Here is a 24287-nt window from a genome sequence, read left to right as displayed (position 1 = left end):
AAAATAAATCAAATAAATTAACATTTCACCCGAATCTCTTATAAGAATTGTAATTTGAAGAAATATTTGTCAACATAAAACGATTTCATATGGATCATGGTAACAATAGCTCAAATCCCAGCGGTAGCAAAGTATGGGATGTAAATGAATCTTCAGCCTCTTGTCCCTTCCTAAACGGGGAATTACATCAAGCAGCAGGAGGCGGCACCAATAATCGCGATTGGTGGCCCAACCAACTAAATCTCGGTATTTTACGACAACATTCCAATCTCGCCGATCCGATGGGGGAGGATTTCGACTATGCTGAAGAGTTTAAGAAATTAGACCTCAAAGCGGTGAAAAAAGACCTAGAAGAACTGATGACGGATAGCCAGGACTGGTGGCCTGCCGATTATGGCCATTACGGTCCCTTCTTTATTCGAATGGCATGGCATAGTGCAGGAACCTATCGTATTGCCGACGGACGAGGCGGTGGTGGTTCAGGCTCGCAACGCTTTGCACCCTTAAACAGTTGGCCAGATAACGCAAACTTGGACAAGGCACGATTATTACTTTGGCCCATCAAACAGAAATATGGCAAGAAAATCTCTTGGGCAGACCTCATGATTTTGGCCGGAAACGTTGCCCATGAGTCCATGGGATTGGAAATGTTCGGTTTTGCCGGTGGACGTGAAGATATTTGGCAGCCCGAAGAAGATATTTATTGGGGTTCTGAAACCGAATGGCTGGGGAATAAAGATCGCTATGCGGAAGATGACTTAGAAAACCCTTTGGGTGCAGCGCATATGGGACTTATCTATGTGAATCCAGAAGGCCATAATGGAAATCCTGATCCTGTTGAAGCAGCACATTATATTCGTGAAACCTTCGGAAGAATGGCGATGGACGATTATGAAACAGTAGCCTTAATTGCCGGGGGACATACTTTTGGAAAAACCCATGGAGCTGGCGATCCGACAAAATATGTAAAAGAAGAGCCGGCAGCCGCTGGAATTGGAGCACAAGGAATGGGTTGGCATAACTCTTTAAATACAGGTATGGGAGTTGATACCATTACAAGTGGTATTGAAGGAGCTTGGACAGATACCCCGATTAAATGGAGCCACACCTATTTAACGAATTTGTTTAAATACGATTGGGAATGTATCAAAGGACCCGGTGGTGCCTATCAATGGCAGCCTAAAAATGGCGAAGGCGCCGGAACAGTGCCAGATGCACACGACCCTAATAAAAAACATGCTCCTTTTATGCTCACGACCGATATCTCATTGAAGATGGATCCTGAGTATGAAAAGATATCAAGACATTTCCTTGAAAATCCGGAGGAGTTTGCCGAGGCTTATTCAAAAGCTTGGTTCAAATTGACGCACCGTGATATGGGGCCTGTTTCCCGTTATCTCGGACCAGAAGTGCCAAAAGAGGAATTGATTTGGCAAGATCCCGTACCGAAAGTAGATTACGATTTGGTTTCCGATGCAGATGTGAAGGAATTGAAGAGGAACATTGTTGCTTCTGGTTTATCGATTTCAGAATTGGTCACAACCGCTTGGGCATCTGCCTCTACCTTTAGAGGATCGGATATGCGTGGCGGTGCCAATGGCGCTCGTATTCGATTAGCGCCACAAAACAATTGGAAGGTGAACAATCCAGAGCAGTTGAAAAAGGTATTAAACACCTTGGATAAAATTAGACATGAATTCAACGACAATCAATCTGGAAATAAGAAGGTTTCGATGGCCGATTTAATTGTGTTGGGTGGAAATGCTGCCATAGAAAAGGCCGCTAAGGATGCCGGTCACACTATCGAGGTACCCTTTACACCAGGTAGAACCGATGCTACCGTCGAAATGACCGATGCAGAGGCATTCGATGCCTTGGAGCCTCAGGCAGATGGTTTCCGAAATTATGTGAAGGCTAAGTTTAGCGTCACTGCAGAAGAATTGTTGGTAGACCGAGCGCAATTACTAACCCTAACCGCTCCTGAAATGACCGTTTTGGTCGGGGGAATGCGTGTCTTGGATGCGAACTATGATGGATCTAAACATGGAGTCTTTACCGATAATCCTGGCACCTTGACCAATGATTTCTTTATGAATCTGTTGGACATGCGAACGACTTGGAAAGCTACTTCCGATAATGATGATGTATTTGAAGGTCGCGACCGTACCTCTGGCGATGTAAAATGGACCGGTACTCGTGTCGATTTAATATTTGGTTCGAACTCTGAGCTTCGTGCCTTGGCAGAGGTCTATGCCTGTGAAGACAGCAAGGAGAAATTTGTAACCGACTTTGTTAAGGCCTGGACCAAGGTCATGAACTTGGATCGGTTTGATGTGAACTAATTATTTCATCATATTAATTTAAAAAACGGCCTCTTTTCAGAGGTCGTTTTTATTTCATGAATACCTAAATCATTTTTCAACTTTTCCTATCTTGCTATCATGATTCGAAGTATCCTCCTCTCGATTATATTATTTCTTATTGGTCAAATTTCTTTTTCACAACAGAAAAATACCACATCGGCAGCACCTAACGATCTGACACAATTTGTAAATCCCTTTATCGGTACCGGTGGTCATGGTCATACCTATCCCGGAGCTACCATGCCATTTGGAATGGTACAGCTGAGTCCGGATACGCGATTGGAAGGATGGGATGGTTGTAGTGGGTATCATTTTAGCGATTCCTATATTTATGGATTTTCGCACACGCATTTAAGCGGAACTGGAGTTAGCGATTATGGTGATATTCTACTGATGCCAACGAATGAAGTAGTCTTCAATAATGGCGCAGATGGGTCAAAGGGATATCGTGCGCATTTCAGACATGAAGATGAAACTGCTACAGCAGGCTATTATAGGGTAAAGCTGGATAGTACCGATATATTGGTAGAGCTTACTACAACCGAAAGAGCCGGAATGCACCGCTACACCTTTCCTTCCGCAGAGAATCAAATCGTAATCTTGGATTTGGAGCATCGGGATCGACTATTGGATTTCAACATTACAAAGCGCTCAAACACATCTATTTCAGGGTATCGACATTCAAAGGCGTGGGCTGAAGATCAACGGCTTTTTTATTATATTGAGTTCTCGCATCCTATTGAAAATTACACCTATCAGAATTTTGAAGATACAGGTGAAGCGGTCAAAGCAGCACTTCAATTCAACAATCCATCCAATGAACCCATCGTGGTGAAAGTTGGCATCTCGGCAGTCGATGAAGCCGGCGCCGAGCGCAATATGCGCATGGAAATCGGTAAAAAATCCTTCGATCAGGTTCGGGAAGAAGCCATAAAAGCATGGAATAATCAGCTTTTAAAAATTATGATCGAAGAATCCAATACCGATAGAAAAACTATCTTCTATACAGCCTTATACCATACAATGCTAGCACCAAACCTGTACCAGGATGTGGACGGACGCTATCGCGGAATGGATTTGAAGATACACCAATCCGATGCGTTCAACTACTACACCGTATTTTCCCTTTGGGATACGTATCGCGCTACACATCCACTCTACACGATTATCGAACAGGAGCGAACCAACGATTTTGTCAAAACTATGCTAGCGAAGTATGAAGAGGGAGGCATCATTCCTATTTGGGACCTATCCGCAAACTATACGGGGTGTATGATTGGCTATCATGGTATATCCGTAATTGCTGATGCCTATTTAAAAGGAATCGGTGATTTTGATGCCGAAAAAGCGCTGAAGGCAATGAAAAATTCAGCCGAACAGAACAAATTGGGCTTGGAAAGCTATCGTAATAACGGTTTTATTCCTGTTGAAGAGGAGAGTGAATCGGTGTCCAAAACGCTCGAATATGCCTACGACGATTGGACCATTGCACAAATGGCGAAGAAGATGGGGAATTCCGGCACCTTTGAAACGTACATCAAAAGGGCGCAGTTCTACAAGAATGTCTTCGATCCATCTACCAATTTCATGCGGGGACGTTTTCGCAATACGTGGTTCGGACCATTCGACCCTTATGAAGTGAACTTCAACTATACCGAAGCGAATGCATGGCAGTATAGCTTATATGTACCACAGGACATTGCGGGTCATATTTCACTCATGGGTGGAAAAAAAGCGTATGAAAATCATTTAGGTGAACTCTTCACCGCAAAAAACGAAACGGCTGGTCGTCATCAGGCAGACATTACAGGCCTTATCGGTCAGTATGCTCATGGTAATGAACCGAGTCACCATATGGCTTACCTGTACAACTTCATCAACAAGCCACATAAAACACAGGAAAAAGTTCATGAAATCCTGACCACACTTTACACCAACGAACCCGATGGTATTTCAGGAAATGAGGATTGCGGTCAGATGAGCGCTTGGTATATATTTTCAGCCCTTGGTTTCTATCCGGTTACGCCTGGGAGCAATCAATATATTATTGGTTCACCCATCATTTCTAGAGCAACGCTTCAACTGGAAAACGGAAATAGCTTCACGATTGAAGCAGAAGGAGCGGTAGAAGGAAAAAAATATATTGAAAATGTTGTGTTGAATGGGGAAGCTTTAGGACGAAGCTATATTACCCACGAAGAGCTTATGAATGGCGGAACGCTTTCATTCAAAATGTCGGACACACCAACTGATTGGGCTACAAAGGACACTGAAGTACCCACAACTGAAATTAAAGATCACCTGATTGTGCCAGCACCATTTATTAGTAAAGGCGAAGTGGCCTTTCAGGAGAAAACAAGTATTCAGCTTGCTCATGTAGATACAGAAGCCAAGATCTATTACCAATGGAACGACGGTGAAGTCTTGAACTATAGCAATCCGCTTCACATTAAGACAAATGGGAACCTGATGGTATATGCTGAAAAGAATGGAAAGCGTAGTGAGTTGATTACGACTTCATTTTACAAAATCAATCCGGATATCGATATTCAACTAAAGAGTCAATATGCCAATGAATACAGCGCCGGTGGTGAAAAGGCATTAATCGATGGCATTCGTGGCACCCGCGATTTCCGTACCGGGGCATGGCAAGGCTATCAAAACCAAGATGTAGTGGCGATAGTCGATTTGGGTGAAGAAAAAACGATTGATCAAATCTCAACCGCCTTCCTTCAGGACCAAAGAAGTTGGATCTTTCTTCCTAGTGAAATAAAAATTGAAGTTTCATCTGATGGGAAGGAGTGGCGTTCTCTTTCGGAAAAGGAATTGGCGGGCGCAAATAAAGATGAAGAAGTACGGATTGAAGCGGTAGCTATTACGTTTTCTGAAACACAGGGACGTTATGTGAAGCTTACCGCAGAGACCATTGGCAAAGTACCTTCATGGCATCTGGGATATGAATATGATGGTACGGCTTGGATTTTTATTGACGAATTAAGTATTGACTGATGAAACGACGAACTTTTCTAAAATCGACTACCCAAGCCGGAGTGGCAGCTGGTATTGGCGTTTTTGCTATTGGATGTAATGAAACCCAAAAAAATGATGAAAAAACAAAAAAACCTATGGTAAAACCAGGCGAGATCGCAATCTGTACTTGGGGCTTTTCAAAAGCCAACGAAACCGCTGGATTGGCCTTGCAGAATGGTAAAAATGCGTTAGATGCGGTCATTGATGGGGTATCGGTAGAAGAGGAAAATCTTAAGAATACCACTGTGGGAAAAGGGGGCGCACCCGATCGGGAAGGCCGAGTTACTCTAGATGCCTGTGTCATGGCACCCAATGGAAATGCTGGTGCGGTGGTGTGTGTTGAAAATATTACAAACGTGGCACGCTTGGCGCGAAAGGTCATGGAAGAAACCCCTCACGTTATGTTGGCAGGCGAAGGAGCAGAGCAGTTTGCCTATACGCAAGGATTCAAGAAAGAGAACCTTATGACCGAAGCTTCACAAGAGGCCTACCAGGAATGGTTAAAGGAGAAGGAGTATAAGCCGATCATCAATATTGAAAACCATGATACCATCGGTATGCTCACGCTCGATAAAAATGGTGATATCGCAGGCGCGTGTACAACCTCTGGTTTGGCATATAAGATGATGGGTCGGGTAGGGGATTCCCCGATAATCGGAAGTGGTCTATACGTAGATAATGAAGTTGGTGGTGCTGCTGGAACTGGTTTGGGTGAAGAAATCATGAAAAAAGTAGGTAGTTTCCTAATCGTTGAATTGATGCGCAATGGTATGAGTCCGCAGCAAGCTTGTGAAGCGGCCGTGATGCGAACCGTAAAAACCGCAAAAAACCTATCCGATTTTCAGATTGCCTACATTGCCATCAACAAAGCAGGTGAAACCGGTAGTTTTAGTCTACAGCAAGGCTTTGCCATGATGGAATATCGCAACGGAACCAATACTCGAAAAGAAGCTGCCTTTCATCTAAAAACAGAATAAGCGTGTCCAAACAAAAGTTTACCCTGCCTTTCATTATCGTATCGACATTGTTTTTCCTTTGGGGATTCATTACCGTATTGGTCGATAGCCTGATTCCGAGACTTAAGGATGTATTTGAACTCAGTTATTTTCAGGCAGGACTAGTACAATTTGCCTTTTTCTTGGCGTATTTGGTATTATCGATTCCTGCGGGCGCATTGCTATCGCGAATCGGATACCAGCGGGGAATATTTGTTGGTTTAGCAACTATGGCGATTGGCTGTTTGTTGTTTTATCCAGCGGCTGGTGAACGGTTGTTCTCAGTGTTCTTATTAGCGTATTTTATGCTAGCGGGTGGCATCACGATTCTTCAGGTGGCTGCCAATCCCTATGTGGCGGTTTTAGGGGATGAAGGAGGCGCCTCGAGTAGATTGAACCTAGCCCAAGCGTTCAATAGTCTCGGCACAACCTTAGCACCAATTGTAGGAGCAGCCTATTTATTAAGCGATACCATCAAAAATACGCAAGAGATTGAAGTATTGACCGAAGTCGAACGTCAGTCGTACTACGTTTCTGAAGCCGCTGCAGTGCAACAGCCCTTTTTGTGGTTAGCCGGAGCTATTGGATTATTAGCGGTATTCTTTTTATTCGTCAATCTTCCGAAGATCTTAAAAGAAGTACCCGAAAGGGGGTATCTCACCGTTTTGAAAAATCCAAAAACCGTTTGGGGTGCTATTGGAATTTTTCTCTATGTTGGTGCTGAGGTGGCTATTGGCAGCTATTTGGTGAATTATTTTTTGGATATGAATCTGGTTGGCACCATTCGGAACAGCGATTTCATGAATACTATCGCCAGTGTTTTCTCGGTAGGCGATTTACAGCAGATTGATGGAAAAGCAGTAGTTGGGAGTTTCGTGTTTCTGTATTGGGGAGGCGCGATGGTCGGACGCTTTATCGGTAGTCTGCTAACACGTTTGCTATTGCCGTCAAAAGTACTCGCGATTTTCGCCGTATTTGCTGTTATGATGATTGCAGTATCCATGAATACAATCGGATTGGTATCCATGTTCGCAATACTGTCGGTGGGGCTTTTTAATAGTATCATGTTTCCTACCATCTTCACCTTAACCTTAGAAGGTCAGGGCGATGCGAAACCTCAGGTTTCAGGTTTGCTTTGTACCGCTATTTTTGGAGGAGCGGTCGTTCCACCTCTGTTTGGCGCGCTGGTGGATGGCGTTGGTTTTAAAATAGCCTTTATTCTTATCGTGCTTTGTTATGGGTACATATTTGTATTCTCTAGAAGAGTGATTCGTATGGGTGCATAAACGAAGTTCGTTTAGCGGAGTTTCGATACGAATGAAGATGTTTCTCCAATAGGGTTTTCAGTTAAAAATTTTATATATGCACTTCCTACTATTGCACCGTTTGCAAACTCAGTGGCAGCTTGAAAGCTGTTCTTATCGTAAATACCAAATCCTACCAATTTTGGATGTTTTAGTTTCATAGCATCGATTCGGGTGAAATATTCCCGTTGCGAACTTCCGAATGCCGCTTGCTTTCCAGTTGTACTTGCACTACTCACCATATAGAGAAAACCTTTGGTGTGTTGATCAATCATACGAATTCTTTCCGTTGAAGTGGAAGGGGTAATGAGCAGTATGTTGAAAAGATCATACTGTTCGAAAAGTTCCTTGAAGTCGTTTAAATAAACCTCCAAAGGCAAATCGGGAAGGATTATACCATCAATTCCAATCGCTTCACATCGTTTGCAGAACTTCTCCACTCCAAACTGCAGAATAGGGTTGAAGTATCCCATCAAGATTAATGGAATGTGAATTTTTTCCCGAATAAGCTCTAATTGTTGAAACAGCAGCTCGGTGGTCATTCCGTTTTTGAGCGCTTGTGTCGCGCTCGCTTGTATGGTCGGACCATCGGCTAACGGATCGCTATAGGGAAGTCCGATTTCAACCAAATCTACACCACTTTCCTGTAAAGCTTCCAAAATAGGAATGGTATCATCCAACTTAGGGTAGCCAGCCGTGAAATAGACCGATACCAATTTTTTATCTTGTTGAAATAACTGTTGAATGCGATTCATTTTCTATAAATTAAAATAGTGAATGTAGGTGTCTAAATCCTTGTCGCCACGACCGCTGAGGTTAATGACGATAATATCTTCATGCTGAAAACTCATTTGGTCTAAGGCTGCCAGGGCGTGACTCGTTTCGATGGCCGGTATAATCCCCTCCAGTTTGCATAGTTGAAGACCAGCTTCCATGGCTTCTGCATCGGTGGCGCTGAGAAACTTCGCACGATTCGAATCTCGAAGATGGGCGTGTAATGGACCAACTCCAGGATAGTCAAGTCCTGCCGAAATAGAATAGGGCTCGGTAATTTGTCCATCCTCTGTCTGCATCAACAGCGTTTTACTACCGTGAATAACACCCGGCGATCCCAATACCGAAGTCGCTGCACTTTCACCAGAATCGATTCCTTTTCCAGCGGCTTCCACAGCGACAAGGGTAACAGCTTCATTTTCTAGATACTGATAAAAAGCACCAGCAGCATTACTGCCGCCCCCCACACAGGCAATAATGTAATTGGGGTCTTCGATGCCTTCTTTCTCTTTTAGTTGTTGCTGCATTTCTTCCGAAATAACCTTTTGAAACTGCGTTACCATATCTGGATAGGGATGTGGTCCTACCACACTTCCAATAATGTAATGGGTATCCTCGGGATTGTTAATCCAATCGCGAATGGCTTCATTGGTAGCATCCTTTAGTGTCTTACTTCCGCTGCTTGCAGGAATCACTTCTGCGCCTAGCATTTTCATTCGTGCCACGTTGGGTGCTTGTCGCTCCATATCCACTTCCCCCATATACACAAAACAGTCGATTCCCATCAAGGCACAAACAGTTGCGGTGGCCACGCCATGCTGACCAGCGCCCGTTTCAGCAATGATGCGTTTCTTGCCGAGGCGTTTTGCCAACAGTATCTGTCCGATGGTATTATTGATCTTGTGGGCGCCCGTATGGCAGAGATCTTCACGTTTAAGGTAAATCTTTGTGTTGTACTTTTCTGAAAGGCGCTTGGCAAAATACAATGGGGTCGGGCGCCCCACATATTCTTTCAAGAGTTCTTGAAATTCCTTTCGAAAGCCATCATCTTCGATTATGTTCCGATACTCCTTTCGTAATCTTTCAACATTCGGATATAACATTTCTGGGATAAAGGCACCTCCATAGGCGCCGTAATATCCGTTATCATCAACTTGATATTTCATCTATAAATCGTTTTAGGGCATTGGTGTCTTTATGTCCGGGCCGTGTTTCAAATTTGCTGTTAACATCAATGGCGTGAATGGGAATTCTGTCTTGTGCTATAAATGCTTTCAATTCTGAAAGATGTTCTTCTCCTATTCCACCACTAAGAATTATGGGTTTCTTGGAAGGGTATTGTTGCAATACCTGCCATGAAAAGCGTTTCCCAGAACCTCCCAGGGCTTCACTTTTGGTATCGAATAGAAAGGCATCTACAAAGGGTTCAAAAGGAGCGAGTTGATCGAAATCAAATTCGTTTCCTATATGAAATACCTTCCATATCTTAACTTGTTTCGGTATCTGCTTCCGAAGAACTTCAGCATACTTTATATCTTCCTTTCCGTGTAGTTGCACTACCTCCAATTCATTTGCAGCTACGATGTTCGCTATCTTTTCAATCTTTTCCTGTACAAAAACCCCAACTTTCTTAATGAAATCTGGAATAGCACTATCAGTTTTTTCGACATACCTCGGACTGCCTTCATAGAAGATAAATCCTAAATAATCAGGTTGTAAGTCGGCTACAGCCTTTGTATTATATTTTATGCCGCACACTTTCACTTTTAATTTCATGATAGCTCGTTTAACAGGTTTTGCAAGGCCGTTCCCGGATGTGTTTCCTTCATAAAACATTCACCAATCAAAAAGCCTTGATACCCATGTTCTCGAAGGGTTTTAATTGTTTTGGCATCGCTAATGCCGCTTTCAGAAATCTTCACATAGGAAGAAGGAATCTTGCTAGCAAGTGATATACTCGTTTCAATGGAAACCTGAAATGTTTTTAGATTTCTATTGTTCACACCAATCATATCTATGGATGGTAATAGGCAATGCTCCAATTCCTCTTCATTATGTATTTCTGCCAACACATCCAACCCAATCGATTTCGCCAAGGCCGAAAAGGAAATAAGCTCTTCTTCCGATAAGCATGCGGCTATCAATAAAATGGCATCGGCACCGTAGGCCTTCGCTTCATGGATTTGATAGGGATCTACGATAAATTCTTTCCTAAGAATAGGGAGTGAACAATGCTGTCTTGCCAATACTAAATCTTCTAACGCTCCTCCGAAAAAATGGGTATCAGTAAGAACCGAAAGTGCTTTTGCGTCAGCTGTTTCATATCCTTCTACAACTTCCTGTACGCCGATTTGATTGTTGATAAGCCCTTTGCTGGGCGACTTGCGTTTGTGCTCGGCAATAATCCCAAAACCTTGCGAGAAAACATCAGAAAATGGAATGCATGATTCGTCGTAATACGCTGACTTTTTCAAAAGGGAAAGCGGTAACGTATTCATCATGGCCGCTACTTCCATTCGTTTGTAATCGGTAATTTTTTTCAGAATGCTCATAAATTCGTGATTTTTTGAAGTTGTTGAAGCGATTGCAGCGCCTTTCCTGAAACCAACGATTCCTGTGCTTTTCCAAACCCTTCATTCAAGGAACACTTCGTCGCGGTTGCAATTGCTACTGCAGCATTTGCGCAGACTACGTTTTGCTGTGCTGTCGTGCCTTCGCCTTCCAATATTTTAAGAAATAAGGCTGCAGATGCATCGACCGTTCCGCCACCAAAAATTTCCTGGGGCGTGATGCTCTCAACACCAAAGGTTTCGGCTTCGACATATAGTTCTCGTTCGTTTGTAAGCACTTTTGCAGGACCGGTCAATGAAATTTCATCGTAGCCATCCAGGGCATGAACAATGCTATACTCCTTGTCACCGTTTTGGTGCAGATATTCGTATAAACGCGCCAGTTCGAGATTGAAAACACCGATCATTTGATATTTCGGGAAGGCTGGATTTACGAGTGGACCAAGCATGTTGAAGAACGTCTTCACGCCAAGTTCCCGTCGAATCGGGCCCACAGTTTTCATCGCTGGGTGAAAGAGTGGGGCATGCAGGACACAAATATTCGCTTCTTCCAAACAACGCTCCAAAATAGTGCGATCATTGCTCAATGTGACACCGAGGGCTTCCAGCACATTGCTACTACCGCTTACCGAGGAAACGCCATAATTGCCATGTTTGGTAACGGGAACACCTGCGCCGGCCGTCACCATCGACGCCAAGGTTGAAATATTAAACGTATTCTTACCATCGCCACCCGTTCCACAGAGATCGATAGTATCAATTCCGTCAAAACGCATGGGAATGCAAAGTTCCAATAAGGCATCGCGAAAGCCTTCTAATTCTTCCAGGGAAATATTTCGCATCATATAAACTGTAATGAAAGCGGCAATTTCGCTAGTGCTAAATTTTCCTTCTGAAATAGCAATTAAGACTTCCTTCGCTTCGGTCTTAGTAAGCGTTTTATGCTGAATAAGTTGCTGTAATATATCTTTTAGTTTATTCACTTTCAATCCAATTTTTAATGATTTGTTTTCCATTGGGTGTAAGCACACTCTCGGGATGGAACTGCACACCGCAGATATCATAGGCGTTATGCCGAATAGCCATAATCTGGTTGTTTTCATCTACTGAAGTAATGGTCAGTTCCGCAGGAAAATTTTCTCGGTTGATCACCCAAGAATGATAGCGGCCTATTTCAATTTCGGATGGTAATCCTTTGAAAAGCGGTTCATCGGGTTGAAGAATCGTTGCTTTGGTTGCCACCCCGTGAAAAACGGTATCTAGGTTGTGAATCGTTCCGCCGAACACTTCACCTATAGCTTGCTGTCCTAAACACACCCCGAAGATTGGTTTCTTCCCTTTATAAGCTTCGATCAATGGTTTTAATAGTCCCGCTTCTTCAGGAATACCAGGTCCTGGGGAAAGTAAAATCTTATCGAAAGTCTCAAGGTCCGAAAACTCAAATTTGTCGTTTCGGAATACGGTAACTTCTGTATCCAATTCTTTTAGATAGTGAACAAGATTGTACACAAAGCTGTCGTAATTGTCGATGACTACTATTTTCATGGCTTAAATGTTTTCAGCCAATTCCATGGCCTTTTGTAATGCGTTTAACTTGTGGTATACCTCCTGTAATTCTTTTTCTGGATCGCTGTCGACTACAATTCCTGCACCTGCTTGATAGTGAAGTGTATGATCCTTGCTCACAAAGGATCGGATAATAATGGCATGGTTGAAATTCCCGTTGAAGTCCATAAACCCAATGGCTCCGCCATAACACCCTCGGTTCAGCGGTTCATAGTTCTCCAGTAATTCCATCGCCTTATATTTTGGAGCACCGCTAAGGGTGCCAGCGGGAAATGTATCGGCAACAAGTTGAAGGCTATCTTCATCCGTGTTAATAGTAGCAGTTACCTTGCTCACAAGGTGAATGACATGCGAAAAGAATTGAATTTCCTTGTACGTATCTACATGAACGTTTGTACCATGTCGGCTGAGATCGTTACGGGCCAAATCGACCAACATAACATGTTCTGCATTCTCCTTTTTATCCTTTGCTAGTTCTCTCGCAGCTTGTGCATCTTCTTCGTCATTTCCGCTTCGTTTGAAGGTTCCGGCTATGGGATGAATTTCAGCAGTGTCGTTTTTAATAACCAACTGTGCTTCGGGCGAGCTACCCATAATCTTGAAATCGCCATAATCGAAATAGAAAAGGTAGGGCGATGGATTTATACTTCGTAAGGCACGATACACATTGAAATCGTCGCCTGTAAACGTTTGGGAGAACCTTCTGCTGGGTACGATTTGAAACACATCGCCACGGGCGCAATGTTGTTTACACTGTTTCACTAAGTCTTTAAATTCGGCATCGGTTAACGTGGTTTCAGCTTCTTGTTTTCGTTGAAACGGATAGGAGGTAAGCGCTTTCGATTTTAACAGTTGTTCAATTTCTAAAACATTGCTTTCCGTTTTATAATCATGGGAAAACACATAGGCTTCATTGTTGAAGTGGTTTATAGCGATCACATTTCGATACACGGCATAGTAAGCATCGGGAATCTCCAGTTTTGAAGGTTTCTGAGCAATTTCAATGGTTTCAAAATAACGTACCATATCGTACGCCATATACCCGAAGATGCCATTATGGATAAAGGAATAGGCATCCGATTCACCTACATCAAACGAATTACGAAAGGCATCCAAGGCGTTCAACACATCATTACCCTTTGTAATAGTTGTTTTTTGCTTTTTGCCATCTGGAAATTTGGTGGTAATGGTTTCTTTCGCAATCGTTATGGAAGCGATAGGATTACAACAGATATAGCTAAAGCTATTGTCGTTCGCATGGTAATCGCTGCTTTCCAAGAGCAAGCTGTTAGGATAGGTATCCCGTAATCTTAAATAGGCAGACACGGGAGTGAGCGTATCGGCTAAGAGCTTTTTAGCATGTGTATGAAGTTTGTATTTTGTCATAATAGTTTGAATAGGGTCAAAAAAAAAGCCTGTCGCGATAGACAGGCTTTTCTATATATAAACATACAGAGGGTATCTAGGTCACGACGTTTTTCCGTAAGCTAGTCCACCACCAAGTATGTAGTTGTAATGTTTTCATTAGTTCAAATATAGAGATGAAATTTTAGTTAAACAATAATTTAAAACATTTTTTGAAATGTATGATAGCATCAGAGCTTCACTTTTCCTCGAAACCCGCGTGCGGCATAATAGGACTCTGCTCCATTGTGATAAATAAAAACACGTCCAAACCTAAAGTCACCAAAAATGGCTCCGCCGAGTTCCCGAACCGCTTCCGGTGTTAATAACCAGCTAGATGTCTTGGTATCGAAATCGCCAAATGATTGAAGAATTTGGTAGTCTTCTTCCGTAAGCAATTCGATCCCCATTTCAGTTGCTAGTGACATAGCATCATTTTTAGGTGGGTATTTCTTACGGCCCTCCAGTGCGGCACGATCGTAACAGATACTGCGTCGCCCCTTCGGACTTTCCTTTGAACAATCTACATAGAATAAACCATCGAAGACCACCACATCGGGTTCGCCGCCAGTAGCCTCCATGTTTTTAACAATCTGCAGTATGGTGTCTTTTTGAAGGATGGCTGCAATCTCTTCCCAAGAAATATTGGGGTGTCGATGTTTATTTCGCTCAAAGCGTTGCTGTAAAGTGGAAAGGAGTGCGTCCGGTTTCATATTGAAGCGTATTTGTTACTCTTTTGAAGGATGCGTTCTATTTTACTACTTAATAACTATAATCTACTTCACTTTAAAGATAAGAAGAAGTGCAGGTTATTCTAAATTACGCTTGTAAAAAATATAGTCGGTTGCTATTGGGTCAAAACCACTTTGTCGAATATCCGAAACCAGCTGCCCTCTATGATGGGTGGTATGATTAGCAATGTGAAATAGGATATCTTGAATAGTATTTGAATAGCCAACACCCTTTGAATTGCTATAGTGAATAGTGGTTTTTAAGTCAAAATTCTTCAAGATATGAAGCGTATTGCTGTAATTGCTGTTATCAATTTTTTTGAAGGCTTCGATAGGATGTATCTGATGAACACCAAAGGGCTCGGTAGCGGTTATTCTAGCATTCCAAATTTGATGGGCATTAAGTAAGTGTGAAAATAGGGGAAGGCTACGTTCAGGCAGTTTAGGACCTATTTCTAATAGTTGATCAATCACTTTTTGGTTGAAGTGGTAGTGATATTCAAAAATGTCTTCAATAAAATCGTTCATATACACACTTTAATGGCATCCCTTGTTCAAAACTTAAATACCGAGTTCTTTCTCCAATTCGAGTTTGCGTTTTAATAATTTGTGCAAGGCTTTTTTATCCTGATATTTCCAAACAAAATGAGCAATAAAGCATACCAATGTATAAAGGAGAGCCGTTATAACAACCAACTCATAATATCCTAATTCACCTACTTCCACCGCAGATTTCCTATCAAAACCCAAATGGTCAGGAGCTTTTGTTGGTGCCCAAATGGAAACAAAAATTCCAAATCCTATCACCTTCCAGATATTTCGGATGAAGTAATTGGACTGTCGACGGTTCGATTCAATTTTGTTAAGGGTTGCTTGTAAGGCCTTTTCTTTTATGTAATCTGACATATTACGGAGGGTTTCGCTAGTACTCTTTCGCTTATAATAGTTCTTCTAACAATGTGTCTAAATCTAATGGTCTTGTGTACATATGTATAGAACCATCAGCGTTTTTTGGCCATTGTTCTCTTGGTCGATCCCAATAAAGCTCGACACCGTTTTCGTCTGGATCATCCAAATAGAGTGCTTCCGAAACACCATGGTCTGCAGCACCGGTCAAAGGGTATCCTTTTTCTTTTAATCTCTTAAATATTTCAGCTAAATCCTTTCGAGTAGGATATACAATTGCTGTGTGAAACAGTCCCACCGAATGTTTGTCGGCGGGGGGTGCATTTTTGCTATGCCATACGTTCAACCCTATATGATGATGATAGCCTCCAGCAGCTATAAAAGCGGCTTGGTCGCCATAGGTCGTCATTAATTCATACCCTAATAATCCACAATAGAAATCTAGCGACTGCTTTAAATTGGACACCTTTAAGTGGACATGTCCAATAGTACTGCCTTCAGGAATTACATACTTATCATTCATAGTTATTAGAATTATAGGTGTTTTTGATAAAAATTCAAATTGCGAAAAAGGTATGGTGGGTTACTCTTGGTTCGTTAGAATTTTGATAATCCGGTTGTACATAATTTCAGATAAATTCCAATTATAGCCTTCAAAATTGGTCGGACCCGTAAATTGCACTACGACAGCATCGATGTCTCTATGATATCGTGCAATGCTTTGGTAGCCCGGCACCAATCCCGTATGGCCATACCTGTAAAGTGACGAATAGATATCCTGTTCACCTTCATCAAATAAAGAACCGTCGTTCAGGGCACGAATGAACTTTCCAACATCTTCTGCTGAAGCTACCATTCCCGTGTTATCGGTTTTCAAATCTAATGGATATCCAACATGATACCCGCTCATTACCCTGTTGCTATCCACCTTCTTTACAGAACTGAAGGTGTTTTTCAAGTGTAAACGGTTTAGGATCTCTTCCTGAATGTATTGAAAATGATCGTAACCTAGGACTTTGTCCATGATTTCAGAGAGCAGTAAATAATTGGTGTTGCTGTATTCATAATCTTCTCCAGGTTCGAATTTTGCCGGGAGGTCAAGAACTAATGCTAAATTTTCTTCATTCGATTCCTTCGGATGTGCCCAATAGTTGAATGTATCGGTATAGTTGGGTATACCGCTGGTATGCTGTATCATCATCCGAACCGTGATTTTTTCAGCATTTTCGATTCTTCCAACCAATTCAGGAAAGAAGTCGGCTAGGGTATTATCCAACAATAGTTGCTTATTGTGTGCTAACTTAGTAATTGCAACAGCATTATACAATTTGCTAATACTCGCGATTTTGAACAAGGCGTCTGGCTTGGCGGGTATTTCTTTTTTCCTATCATGCCATCCTGCCGTAGAATAGGAGGGAGGCCTTCCGGACTGGTCTATGTATAGCACAATTCCATCAAAACCATAAGATATCGCTTTATCCGCTTGTTCCTGTACAGTATCGGGTAGGGGTTGTATCCATGCCCAAAGAACAATCCACGGAACGAAGAATAAGGAAGTAATGGTTCCAATTGCTAGGACAATTCTTAAAATTCGTTGAAATTGTTTCTTGGTCATACTAATTACGACGGAGGCAATAGTCAAACGTTACATTTTTGTAACTGTGAAAGTACAGAATTTTAGCGAAGTTATATTTTTAACTGAAATTTACGGCAATTCCATGTTATCATATATCTCCACCAATTCTCTATGATCGGTTTCTGGAAAGTAATTTTGTAATCGTTTTAGACTTCTTTTTCCCAATTCACAATCTTTGTTTTCATGCAAACAACAATAGATATAGGCGAGTGTTAACCGATATACGGCATCGTAGTTATCGGGATATATCTCCAGTGTTTTTTGATATTGGAAAATTGCATTATGCCACTTTTCTTTTTTTAGCCACTGATCGCCATCTGTAAGTAGATATATATACCTATTGCTTTTTTCTGTCTCCAATCGAATTTCGCGTTCTAATTGGTCAGGTCCTTTGTCCCATGAAGGAATTTGATAGACCAAGTACACCATGCCGCATATAACTATAATTAGTAATGAATAGGTAAGCAACGTTTCTCTTTTTCTTGCCGCGAGGACTTTTCTACGGATGTTTAAGAGATCTTCTTTTGAAGCTTTTTTTAGATCGATTTTGCCTTCTGCAGCTTTTAGGTATTCTTTTTTAATACTCAAAAAGGAGCGTTCTTTATCGTACATGCGTTTCCTTCGTAACAAATTTCGGTTGTTACGAAGGGTTTTAATCATGTTTATGGTACTGCCAGCGCCTGCTCCTAGCATATATTCATATATCAGCGATCACCTTTACGTTGTGGCGTTAGTTTTCAGTTACAGTAATTTCATATGTGTATTCAAACTCATCGTTTAACTCGCCATTCGTATATGTTTTTCTTGTAGTTACGAAGCCATCGGCATCTAGAGTATATTGAAACGTTCTAAACCAAAATCGGTCGAGATTTCACTGATCAGTTCGGTGGTTAGCGAATCGGAAGCATCGGCAAGACTGTTTTGAAAGAGAACAACGTTTATAGGGGTATCGCCAAAAATTGATTGCATGGCATAGGGATTCGATCCGTTGGTTTCGTAAGTATACGAATAAGTAGTTGAATTCGCTGTTTTACTGATAGGTTTTAATCCGTCATACTGAACCGTTGCTATTTCGGTTCCGTCTTCAATTTCTTTGTCAATAATCCCATCGCTATTTACTTCAAACGTCTTGGTAGATTCGAAACCATCGCTTTCTGTAATCGCTGTAATGGTATTATCATTATTGTGGGTGAAGGTGGTTGTGGTAATAAACGATCCACTCTGTTCAGAACGAACCATCTCTGAAATCCTTTCCGAGCCATCATAAGTAATGGTCAGGGTGTAGCTTTGTTCGCCATTAGGAAGAAATCCATTAATAGTAGTTAAATTATCGCTGCCATTGTATAGCCAATCAGTTCTGAAGGTAATATCGCCAGTGGCATCGAAGAAGGTCCAGGTTTTCGGTTTTCCATTTTCGAAGGACGTTACGACTCGTTCGCTTAGCGATCCGCTTTCAAATATTCGCTGCTCGGTCTCAGCTACCATTGGTGCTTCTTGCTGTGGATTATTATCGTTGGTGTCTTCTTCAGAAGAACAAGAGAGTATTGTTGCTCCAATTGCGAATACGATTAATAGGGTTCTTTTTTTCATTTTCGATTGAGTTAATTCTTTGATTATTTTATAAATAGAAGATGAATTCCTTAAACTGAGATTAAAGAAATATTTAATTTAAAAATATCGACATATATGTAACAGTTTGGAATAACAATTTAAGAAGCCCACAATTTACATAATTTGTTGTTATGGCAAAAAGTTTCTTCCGACACATGCCAATGGTCCTTTTCCTAAGCAATCAATATTTAGGAATCGAATAAAAATAGATAGATTGAATTTATTTCAATCTAAAAAGCGTACGTACAGGATGTTTTACGTTGAGATATATTTGATGAGTTCTAAAGCTGGAGAATCTTTCAAACAGTGTTGACATTCATGGTAAGTGAAGAGGCAATCAATCAAATCGGTCGCGAGGTGCATTAGAAGTCCAATTCCAATGATATTGAATGGTTTGCGCAAAAACAATAGAATACTATAAAACGCCGCAGCATAGTAGGAGTGAAGTGGATGATAGTTTAGGCTACAGCGCTGAGCTTCAAAAATAGGGGTAGCTAAAAGGTGGTCGAGGTCGATGAGCATTGTAGCCAATAAAATCAAATAAGCTCTTTTCCAATCTCTTTTGAAAAAAAGATAGGCAATCGCCAATGGAAACAGAAAGTGAAGAAAGTAGTGGATTGATATCTGAATCATTTATTTCGTTTCAGTCATTTTCGAACTAAATCAACGATCGATACTAAACGTCCTTATTCTTTGGAATCAGGTAGCGGAGAAATCATAATATGTGCCTTGTGGGTTCCTGGATCCATAATCCATGGATGATTCGAGCCAATAGGTTTTTCTGGAAGTCCCGTAGATTCGGATGTAGCAAAGGGAAGGTAGACTACATACCGGTATTGGGCATCTTTTACTTTATAGTTTTCTGGATTGTATAGGTCGCTGGAACTGTAATAGATATGAAGGGTGGACCCTGGCGCTCCCATGTCCAGTGCCCCCGACTTGGCTTCTTCTTCCCGGATATCGAAAATTTCTGCTGAATTCTTGCCTTCGGCTTTTAATGCTCTGCCCCTAGCCATGAAAGGCTCGAGATCTTTATGGTAGCAAGCGGCGCTAAAGCCTTCCTTTTTAGGATCGTCCGCTAGGACTATAAATTCGTTATCTCCTTCTTTCAACGTTACGAAATCGCCCTCCATATTGTATCCAATAACTTTACAATTGTCGCGACTAGCCTTTGGTGCTGCCATTAAAGCAGTAGCAATTAATGCTTCCTCTGTATCAATCGTCACAAATTGTGCTTGTGTTGGGGAAATGCTATCCGTGGCCGTTTCATTTTCCATAGGGGCTTCTACAGGGTTATTGGATTTGTCGGTATTGTTACAGGAAAGCAATATGCACGTTAAAATAAGGATTCCAATAGCTCGTATCATTTTTATTTTGGTTTTTAAGGTCAGTATAAGGTCGGTTAATCGATTCATAAATTTTTTGTCCTCATAAGGTACTATTTTTTAGTGTAATGATGAAGTACCGAGTCCAATTGCGATTAAAGAACCCTATGAAACCTCTAGCGCCAAAAGTTTTACTATTGGTTGTATTATTGATTTCTTAACCACTCGTCGAAAGCGATTAATTTCTCTTCATTGGCAAGAAGCCATTCCTGTGAAGCCTCGTTACTACTCTGTGTGATGTATTTGCAATAAGTATTGAAGTGATCACTTTCGGTGAGGTCATGGAAAAAAGGCGTGTAAAAGGTCCACCAAATCCCCTGGCTTTTTCTCTTTTTAAGTTCGTCCATTAGATTGAAGAAGGATGCTGTATTCTCGACAAATAATTCGTCATCGGACTTACCTTCATTCTTTTCTAAATGTCGCGATGCCTCTAACATCGATATCATCATTTCAGCTGCCCCAAATTGCCGGTCGCTGTTCGGTGTAAGCGAAATATTAATGGAGTTTGGTTTCTCTGGGTCTTTGGAAACATTTCCTCCAAAATTCTCTTTTAACATACGGTACGCTTCTTTCGACCGAGACGTATTCGGTTCTAAGAATAGGAAGTAATGTGTAGCCAATAAGGATTGAACAGTATTCTTCTTTTGATGATGGATGTTTGCCAACATCAAATGACTGCTGGAATGGTTGGAATTTATTTCAATGGCCATTAGAACGTTTGCTTCAGCATTCTCCAAGTCATTTATTTTATAGTAGTTCAGTGCCAAATTATAATAGAGAAGGTAACTGGGCTTCATCGTTTCAATGGCCTTTTCGAACAAGAGAATCGATTCTTGTGTTTTTCCTATCATATCTAAAGCAGAACCTTTCATCATATACGCCTCGAGCATATAATCCCTGTTCTTTTCGAGTACCATATCCGAATGCTTGATTGCCTTTTTGAAATCTCCTTTCTTAAAATAACTCAGTGCTATTTCATAATGAACTATCGTAGCCTTAGGGTCTAGCTTCAAAGCATTTTTATATGTTTTGATCGCTTTATCGTACTCGCCCTTGTCGTGATAACCAATACCTTCTTCTATGAGTGTACTTATATTAGATTGAGCAATGTTTTGGTGGCTTAAAAAAATAAAGACGATTAAAATAACAAGTGTTCTTGATTTCATAAAAATTGGTTGGCGTTAAAAATGCATTAATTGATGCTGCGATATTGCTTTCATGATAAAAGTAAACTAAATTATTATGGCCAACGATATCGAGGGCATAAAAACTATAACCCTTCGAGCATACTATTATACGCTCTTTCAAAATACTTTACTGGGATTAAATCGAATCATATTTAAAAGCTTCTTGTAACTGTTCGCTTTAATCAAAAAAGTATTTTAAACATCACAACTCAATACCTAGTCACAATCGTTATTATATGAATGCAATACTATTGCGATTGGTAGCTATCTTTATTTGTTTTCTTCTAGCCACGCGGCATAATCATTGAAGACTGGGTGAAACATCGGTCTATCCAGTCCGCTCCAATTAAACCCTGGATTAACGACTTTATAGATTGTTTCGGCCGTAGTAGGATCAATCAGTTCGAATTCGAATTCATAAGAATATCCTCCCTTGTATAGTATGGCTGTCCTTAACACCAAGAATTTCCCTATTTCCTTGGAAAGGTTTAAGAGTCCGATATTATCTGAAATATTCGTTACTTTATCTGTTAGATTCTGACTGATCACAATTTTTTCGAGATCATTTCTGTAATAAATATTCTCGAAATAACCGATGTTCTGCAACGTACCTTTTATATAGTTTTTATACTCATCGACTTCATCACCATTTTTGATATAAAGAAACTGCTTGTACTCATTTAGTTGGGGGAATTCTTTTCGAACCTTTATTTCTTTCGCGGAGAGCGTCTTATCGGTTGGATACTTTTCGGTTGCGGTATCAATTTGTTTAACTTTCATAGTAGAGCTACACCCCATCAGTAATCCGGTTATTACTGCTATAAAAACAATTTTTATAATATTCATATCGTGTTATCTTTTTAATTAAAACGGTTTTGAATAAAAAAATACTAAAGTCGCGAATCTACCATATTATTAGAAAGATTAGTACATTTTTTTCGCCATTTATCAAACCGGCTGCGTAACCTTCTTTTAATTAATTGTTTATGTAGAAATAAATTTGACAGTTATCTTGAAAATCATTTTACAGCCCGATATACTCGGTATTCTTAATTTCAAATGTTCCAACTTTATAGTCCCTTATATAAAACAAGTAGGATATTTCCCAATGATTGCCGGTGTCAGGGACGGTTAGTTGGGAACTCATATAAACTGTTTTTTTATTAATACTATCTATTTCTGTCGAGAATAGCGTACATATTCTATAAAATTCAGGATCCACGAAATCCTTAAAGTGGGCTTTGTCTATTCGTTTTCGATTGATAAGGGTATCACTTGCCAACTCAATATCCGTTATCACATTATGTGCGTATTCCATGTAGACAGGAGAATCGTTTCGCCCTAACCTTCGTATAACGGAACTGTCGTTTAAACTATAGGTTTTTAACGTTAAGATGTAGTTTTCATCAAGAAAACTAAATTCTTTTCTTTCCGTAATAGTATCAACATCCAATTGCCAATAGTTATGGATAGTATCGATGTCTGTTTTTTTTAGATTGAGCGGATGCGTCGACGTTACACTATCCTTTATAGGTTCGATTACAGTGGTTTCCCTTCTTTTGCTATCACAACTTAGCATTAGTGCTGTAAAACAAAACAGAACGAAAAAAGGTTTCATCTAACTTTTATTAGCAAACATCTCTTTCCCTAAGGACTGGTCTTTCGAAGAAATGTATTGGGTATCTGAACAATTCATTTATACTCTAGTATAGATGAGCGTTAGTTGCTCACTTTCTTCTATTTCCATACTATTTGCTTCTATATCGTCAATGGTTCCTGTGTTGCTTTTGGCTACGGTCTTAATTCTTAAATCTTGATTTGTCAATACTTCGATTTCAAATACTATAATGGAATCATCTATACCCTCTATGAGTCCTTCACCAACAACGATTCTATAGAGAGTTTCGTTGTTTTCAGTTATCAAATAGTCACAAGGCGCGTATCTAAAATCGCAATCTTCATATCCTTCTTGAACAATGTTGGGTTCAGAATCTATTTCATCTACTATAATAAAATTGACAACTTCGGTTTCTAAAAAAATAGCACCTTCTCCTTGCTCACATTCTCCTAGCTGAATAGTATTACCACCCATTAATTTTGAAGACAATTTCCATTCACCAACAATGGAAACGTTTTCATTAGTGTTAGAATCATCTGAGGAACATCCTGCGAATAGCGATGAGATTAGTATTCCCATCAGCATAACAGCCTTTTGCATAAAAATCGGAATTAAATTTTTGTTTTTCTTTTGGCAAAGATAATAGATTAAAGTTACGCGCCAGATTGCCTAATTTTCTCAACCAATCTATTTTCATTAATTCTATTTCGCCCCATGGATACCAATGAGGTTTTCTTGTCGGGGTCGCAAATACTATTCACCATCACCGTATCATTATCAATTAAAATGGTAATATGTTCTCCCCAACTACCAGAAATGAAGCCAGGATGAGTCTTTGCTACTATAACATTGTTTTTTTTGAATTCTATATGCCACTCCAATTCCTCCGCAACAGCTTTAATCGCTTTATTCAATTCAACTTTGCTTAATCGGGTCTTGACCACTTTAAACTTTAATCTTCTATCTTGAATATAATAGAAAGCTATTCCAAGTGTAAGAGGGACGCCAAGAAACCAGAAGGCCAGGGAATCTAAGGAGGTGATTTCTCCTTCATAATATTTTTTCGAAAGAAAGAAAATGAAGGTTAACAGCATGAGACCAAAAAATGCAACTATAGAAAAATGATTAAGCCAACGCCTCTTACTGAGTTTTAATTTTTTATCAGCAATCGATTTTCGAATTAATGCTTTTTTCATCTGGGGATTTA

25 protein-coding genes are annotated in these 24287 nt (G+C 40.6%); 4 read left to right on the top strand and 21 right to left on the bottom strand.

What is annotated here, in order from left to right; translation table 11 throughout:
- Positions 1 to 89: 89 nt before the first annotated feature.
- The 4 genes from katG (at position 90) to I4Q58_RS00190 (ending at position 7674) form a co-directional block, all read left to right on the top strand.
- Positions 90 to 2342: a catalase/peroxidase HPI gene (gene katG, locus I4Q58_RS00205; protein WP_203292528.1), complete on the top strand. Its 2253-nt coding sequence runs from the start codon at positions 90 to 92 to the stop codon at positions 2340 to 2342.
- 99 nt (positions 2343 to 2441) lie between these two features.
- Positions 2442 to 5372: a GH92 family glycosyl hydrolase gene (locus tag I4Q58_RS00200; protein ID WP_203292526.1), complete on the top strand. Its 2931-nt coding sequence runs from the start codon at positions 2442 to 2444 to the stop codon at positions 5370 to 5372.
- Positions 5372 to 6370 (top strand): N(4)-(beta-N-acetylglucosaminyl)-L-asparaginase, encoded by a 999-nt coding sequence (locus I4Q58_RS00195; RefSeq protein WP_203292524.1) that lies wholly within the window; start codon positions 5372 to 5374, stop codon positions 6368 to 6370. The genes I4Q58_RS00200 and I4Q58_RS00195 overlap by 1 nt, the downstream gene beginning before the upstream one ends.
- Positions 6367 to 7674: a sugar MFS transporter gene (locus tag I4Q58_RS00190; RefSeq protein WP_203294274.1), complete on the top strand. Its 1308-nt coding sequence runs from the start codon at positions 6367 to 6369 to the stop codon at positions 7672 to 7674. Before I4Q58_RS00195 ends, I4Q58_RS00190 begins: the two co-directional genes overlap by 4 nt.
- An 11-nt stretch (positions 7675 to 7685) precedes the next feature.
- Here the strand turns inward: I4Q58_RS00190 and trpA are convergent, their stop codons facing one another.
- From trpA to I4Q58_RS00085, 21 genes are all read right to left on the bottom strand, one after another.
- Positions 7686 to 8447: a tryptophan synthase subunit alpha gene (gene trpA / locus I4Q58_RS00185; protein WP_203292522.1), complete on the bottom strand. Its 762-nt coding sequence runs from the start codon at positions 8445 to 8447 to the stop codon at positions 7686 to 7688.
- 3 nt (positions 8448 to 8450) lie between these two features.
- The gene (gene trpB, locus I4Q58_RS00180; protein ID WP_203292520.1) at positions 8451 to 9632 is read right to left on the bottom strand and encodes a tryptophan synthase subunit beta; all 1182 of its coding nucleotides are present in this window, start codon (positions 9630 to 9632) and stop codon (positions 8451 to 8453) included.
- Positions 9616 to 10242: a phosphoribosylanthranilate isomerase gene (locus I4Q58_RS00175; protein ID WP_203292518.1), complete on the bottom strand. Its 627-nt coding sequence runs from the start codon at positions 10240 to 10242 to the stop codon at positions 9616 to 9618. The genes trpB and I4Q58_RS00175 overlap by 17 nt, the downstream gene beginning before the upstream one ends.
- A complete protein-coding gene (trpC, locus tag I4Q58_RS00170; RefSeq protein WP_203292516.1) occupies positions 10239 to 11018 on the bottom strand; it encodes an indole-3-glycerol phosphate synthase TrpC in 780 nt (259 codons plus the stop codon). Before trpC ends, I4Q58_RS00175 begins: the two co-directional genes overlap by 4 nt.
- Complete coding sequence (gene trpD, locus I4Q58_RS00165) at positions 11015 to 12019, bottom strand: anthranilate phosphoribosyltransferase (protein ID WP_317194024.1); 1005 nt, start codon at positions 12017 to 12019, stop codon at positions 11015 to 11017. Before trpD ends, trpC begins: the two co-directional genes overlap by 4 nt.
- The gene (locus I4Q58_RS00160) at positions 12012 to 12581 is read right to left on the bottom strand and encodes an anthranilate synthase component II (RefSeq protein ID WP_203292512.1); all 570 of its coding nucleotides are present in this window, start codon (positions 12579 to 12581) and stop codon (positions 12012 to 12014) included. The genes trpD and I4Q58_RS00160 overlap by 8 nt, the downstream gene beginning before the upstream one ends.
- Positions 12582 to 12584: 3 nt before the next feature.
- Positions 12585 to 13988 carry an anthranilate synthase component I family protein gene (locus I4Q58_RS00155; RefSeq protein WP_203292510.1) on the bottom strand — a complete coding sequence of 468 codons (1404 nt, stop codon included), beginning with the start codon at positions 13986 to 13988 and terminating at the stop codon, positions 12585 to 12587.
- 209 nt (positions 13989 to 14197) lie between these two features.
- Positions 14198 to 14719, bottom strand: coding sequence for a DUF4256 domain-containing protein (locus I4Q58_RS00150; RefSeq protein WP_203292509.1), 522 nt, complete (start codon positions 14717 to 14719; stop codon positions 14198 to 14200).
- Between the two features lie 96 nt (positions 14720 to 14815).
- Entirely contained in the window at positions 14816 to 15265 is a 450-nt protein-coding gene (locus tag I4Q58_RS00145) for a DinB family protein (RefSeq protein ID WP_203292507.1), read from the bottom strand.
- 33 nt (positions 15266 to 15298) lie between these two features.
- Positions 15299 to 15643, bottom strand: a complete 345-nt coding sequence (locus I4Q58_RS00140) for a hypothetical protein (protein ID WP_203292505.1) — start codon at positions 15641 to 15643, stop codon at positions 15299 to 15301.
- A gap of 31 nt (positions 15644 to 15674) precedes the next feature.
- Complete coding sequence (locus I4Q58_RS00135) at positions 15675 to 16166, bottom strand: VOC family protein (protein ID WP_203292503.1); 492 nt, start codon at positions 16164 to 16166, stop codon at positions 15675 to 15677.
- Between the two features lie 60 nt (positions 16167 to 16226).
- Positions 16227 to 17258, bottom strand: coding sequence for a serine hydrolase domain-containing protein (locus tag I4Q58_RS00130; RefSeq protein ID WP_203292501.1), 1032 nt, complete (start codon positions 17256 to 17258; stop codon positions 16227 to 16229).
- 90 nt (positions 17259 to 17348) lie between these two features.
- Positions 17349 to 17939: a tetratricopeptide repeat protein gene (locus tag I4Q58_RS00125; RefSeq protein ID WP_203292499.1), complete on the bottom strand. Its 591-nt coding sequence runs from the start codon at positions 17937 to 17939 to the stop codon at positions 17349 to 17351.
- Between the two features lie 168 nt (positions 17940 to 18107).
- Positions 18108 to 18869, bottom strand: coding sequence for a hypothetical protein (locus I4Q58_RS00120; protein WP_203292497.1), 762 nt, complete (start codon positions 18867 to 18869; stop codon positions 18108 to 18110).
- A 276-nt stretch (positions 18870 to 19145) separates the two neighbouring features.
- On the bottom strand, positions 19146 to 19523 hold the full coding sequence (locus I4Q58_RS00115) for a DUF6122 family protein (RefSeq protein ID WP_236002774.1): 378 nt from the start codon (positions 19521 to 19523) through the stop codon (positions 19146 to 19148).
- A 53-nt stretch (positions 19524 to 19576) separates the two neighbouring features.
- Complete coding sequence (locus I4Q58_RS00110; RefSeq protein WP_203294270.1) at positions 19577 to 20257, bottom strand: hypothetical protein; 681 nt, start codon at positions 20255 to 20257, stop codon at positions 19577 to 19579.
- A gap of 164 nt (positions 20258 to 20421) precedes the next feature.
- Complete coding sequence (locus I4Q58_RS00105; RefSeq protein WP_203292495.1) at positions 20422 to 21441, bottom strand: tetratricopeptide repeat protein; 1020 nt, start codon at positions 21439 to 21441, stop codon at positions 20422 to 20424.
- 291 nt (positions 21442 to 21732) lie between these two features.
- The gene (locus I4Q58_RS00100; RefSeq protein WP_203292493.1) at positions 21733 to 22242 is read right to left on the bottom strand and encodes a hypothetical protein; all 510 of its coding nucleotides are present in this window, start codon (positions 22240 to 22242) and stop codon (positions 21733 to 21735) included.
- Between the two features lie 244 nt (positions 22243 to 22486).
- Positions 22487 to 23080 (bottom strand): hypothetical protein, encoded by a 594-nt coding sequence (locus I4Q58_RS00095; RefSeq protein WP_203292491.1) that lies wholly within the window; start codon positions 23078 to 23080, stop codon positions 22487 to 22489.
- Positions 23081 to 23158: 78 nt separating this feature from the next.
- Complete coding sequence (locus tag I4Q58_RS00090; protein WP_203292489.1) at positions 23159 to 23680, bottom strand: hypothetical protein; 522 nt, start codon at positions 23678 to 23680, stop codon at positions 23159 to 23161.
- A 53-nt stretch (positions 23681 to 23733) separates the two neighbouring features.
- A complete protein-coding gene (locus I4Q58_RS00085; RefSeq protein WP_203292487.1) occupies positions 23734 to 24276 on the bottom strand; it encodes a hypothetical protein in 543 nt (180 codons plus the stop codon).
- Between the last annotated feature and the right edge of the window lie 11 nt (positions 24277 to 24287).

Origin of the sequence: Luteirhabdus pelagi, from assembly GCF_016827595.1 — a bacterium.
GTDB lineage: Bacteria > Bacteroidota > Bacteroidia > Flavobacteriales > Flavobacteriaceae > Luteirhabdus > Luteirhabdus pelagi.
This window is presented reverse-complemented; position numbering and strand designations above follow the sequence as displayed.

Bases quoted from the DNA above. Each gene is read 5' to 3' on its own strand.
- katG (WP_203292528.1), top strand. From the start codon at position 90: ATGGATCATGGTAACAATAGCTCAAATCCCAGCGGTAGCAAAGTATGG.
- I4Q58_RS00200 (WP_203292526.1), top strand. From the start codon at position 2,442: ATGATTCGAAGTATCCTCCTCTCGATTATATTATTTCTTATTGGTCAA.
- I4Q58_RS00195 (WP_203292524.1), top strand. From the start codon at position 5,372: ATGAAACGACGAACTTTTCTAAAATCGACTACCCAAGCCGGAGTGGCA.
- trpA (WP_203292522.1), bottom strand. From the start codon at position 8,447: ATGAATCGCATTCAACAGTTATTTCAACAAGATAAAAAATTGGTATCG.
- trpB (WP_203292520.1), bottom strand. From the start codon at position 9,632: ATGAAATATCAAGTTGATGATAACGGATATTACGGCGCCTATGGAGGT.
- I4Q58_RS00175 (WP_203292518.1), bottom strand. From the start codon at position 10,242: ATGAAATTAAAAGTGAAAGTGTGCGGCATAAAATATAATACAAAGGCT.
- trpC (WP_203292516.1), bottom strand. From the start codon at position 11,018: ATGAGCATTCTGAAAAAAATTACCGATTACAAACGAATGGAAGTAGCG.
- I4Q58_RS00160 (WP_203292512.1), bottom strand. From the start codon at position 12,581: ATGAAAATAGTAGTCATCGACAATTACGACAGCTTTGTGTACAATCTT.
- I4Q58_RS00155 (WP_203292510.1), bottom strand. From the start codon at position 13,988: ATGACAAAATACAAACTTCATACACATGCTAAAAAGCTCTTAGCCGAT.
- I4Q58_RS00150 (WP_203292509.1), bottom strand. From the start codon at position 14,719: ATGAAACCGGACGCACTCCTTTCCACTTTACAGCAACGCTTTGAGCGA.
- I4Q58_RS00145 (WP_203292507.1), bottom strand. From the start codon at position 15,265: ATGAACGATTTTATTGAAGACATTTTTGAATATCACTACCACTTCAAC.
- I4Q58_RS00140 (WP_203292505.1), bottom strand. From the start codon at position 15,643: ATGTCAGATTACATAAAAGAAAAGGCCTTACAAGCAACCCTTAACAAA.
- I4Q58_RS00135 (WP_203292503.1), bottom strand. From the start codon at position 16,166: ATGAATGATAAGTATGTAATTCCTGAAGGCAGTACTATTGGACATGTC.
- I4Q58_RS00130 (WP_203292501.1), bottom strand. From the start codon at position 17,258: ATGACCAAGAAACAATTTCAACGAATTTTAAGAATTGTCCTAGCAATT.
- I4Q58_RS00125 (WP_203292499.1), bottom strand. From the start codon at position 17,939: ATGATTAAAACCCTTCGTAACAACCGAAATTTGTTACGAAGGAAACGC.
- I4Q58_RS00120 (WP_203292497.1), bottom strand. From the start codon at position 18,869: ATGAAAAAAAGAACCCTATTAATCGTATTCGCAATTGGAGCAACAATA.
- I4Q58_RS00115 (WP_236002774.1), bottom strand. From the start codon at position 19,523: ATGATTCAGATATCAATCCACTACTTTCTTCACTTTCTGTTTCCATTG.
- I4Q58_RS00110 (WP_203294270.1), bottom strand. From the start codon at position 20,257: ATGATACGAGCTATTGGAATCCTTATTTTAACGTGCATATTGCTTTCC.
- I4Q58_RS00105 (WP_203292495.1), bottom strand. From the start codon at position 21,441: ATGAAATCAAGAACACTTGTTATTTTAATCGTCTTTATTTTTTTAAGC.
- I4Q58_RS00100 (WP_203292493.1), bottom strand. From the start codon at position 22,242: ATGAAAGTTAAACAAATTGATACCGCAACCGAAAAGTATCCAACCGAT.
- I4Q58_RS00095 (WP_203292491.1), bottom strand. From the start codon at position 23,080: ATGAAACCTTTTTTCGTTCTGTTTTGTTTTACAGCACTAATGCTAAGT.
- I4Q58_RS00090 (WP_203292489.1), bottom strand. From the start codon at position 23,680: ATGCAAAAGGCTGTTATGCTGATGGGAATACTAATCTCATCGCTATTC.
- I4Q58_RS00085 (WP_203292487.1), bottom strand. From the start codon at position 24,276: ATGAAAAAAGCATTAATTCGAAAATCGATTGCTGATAAAAAATTAAAA.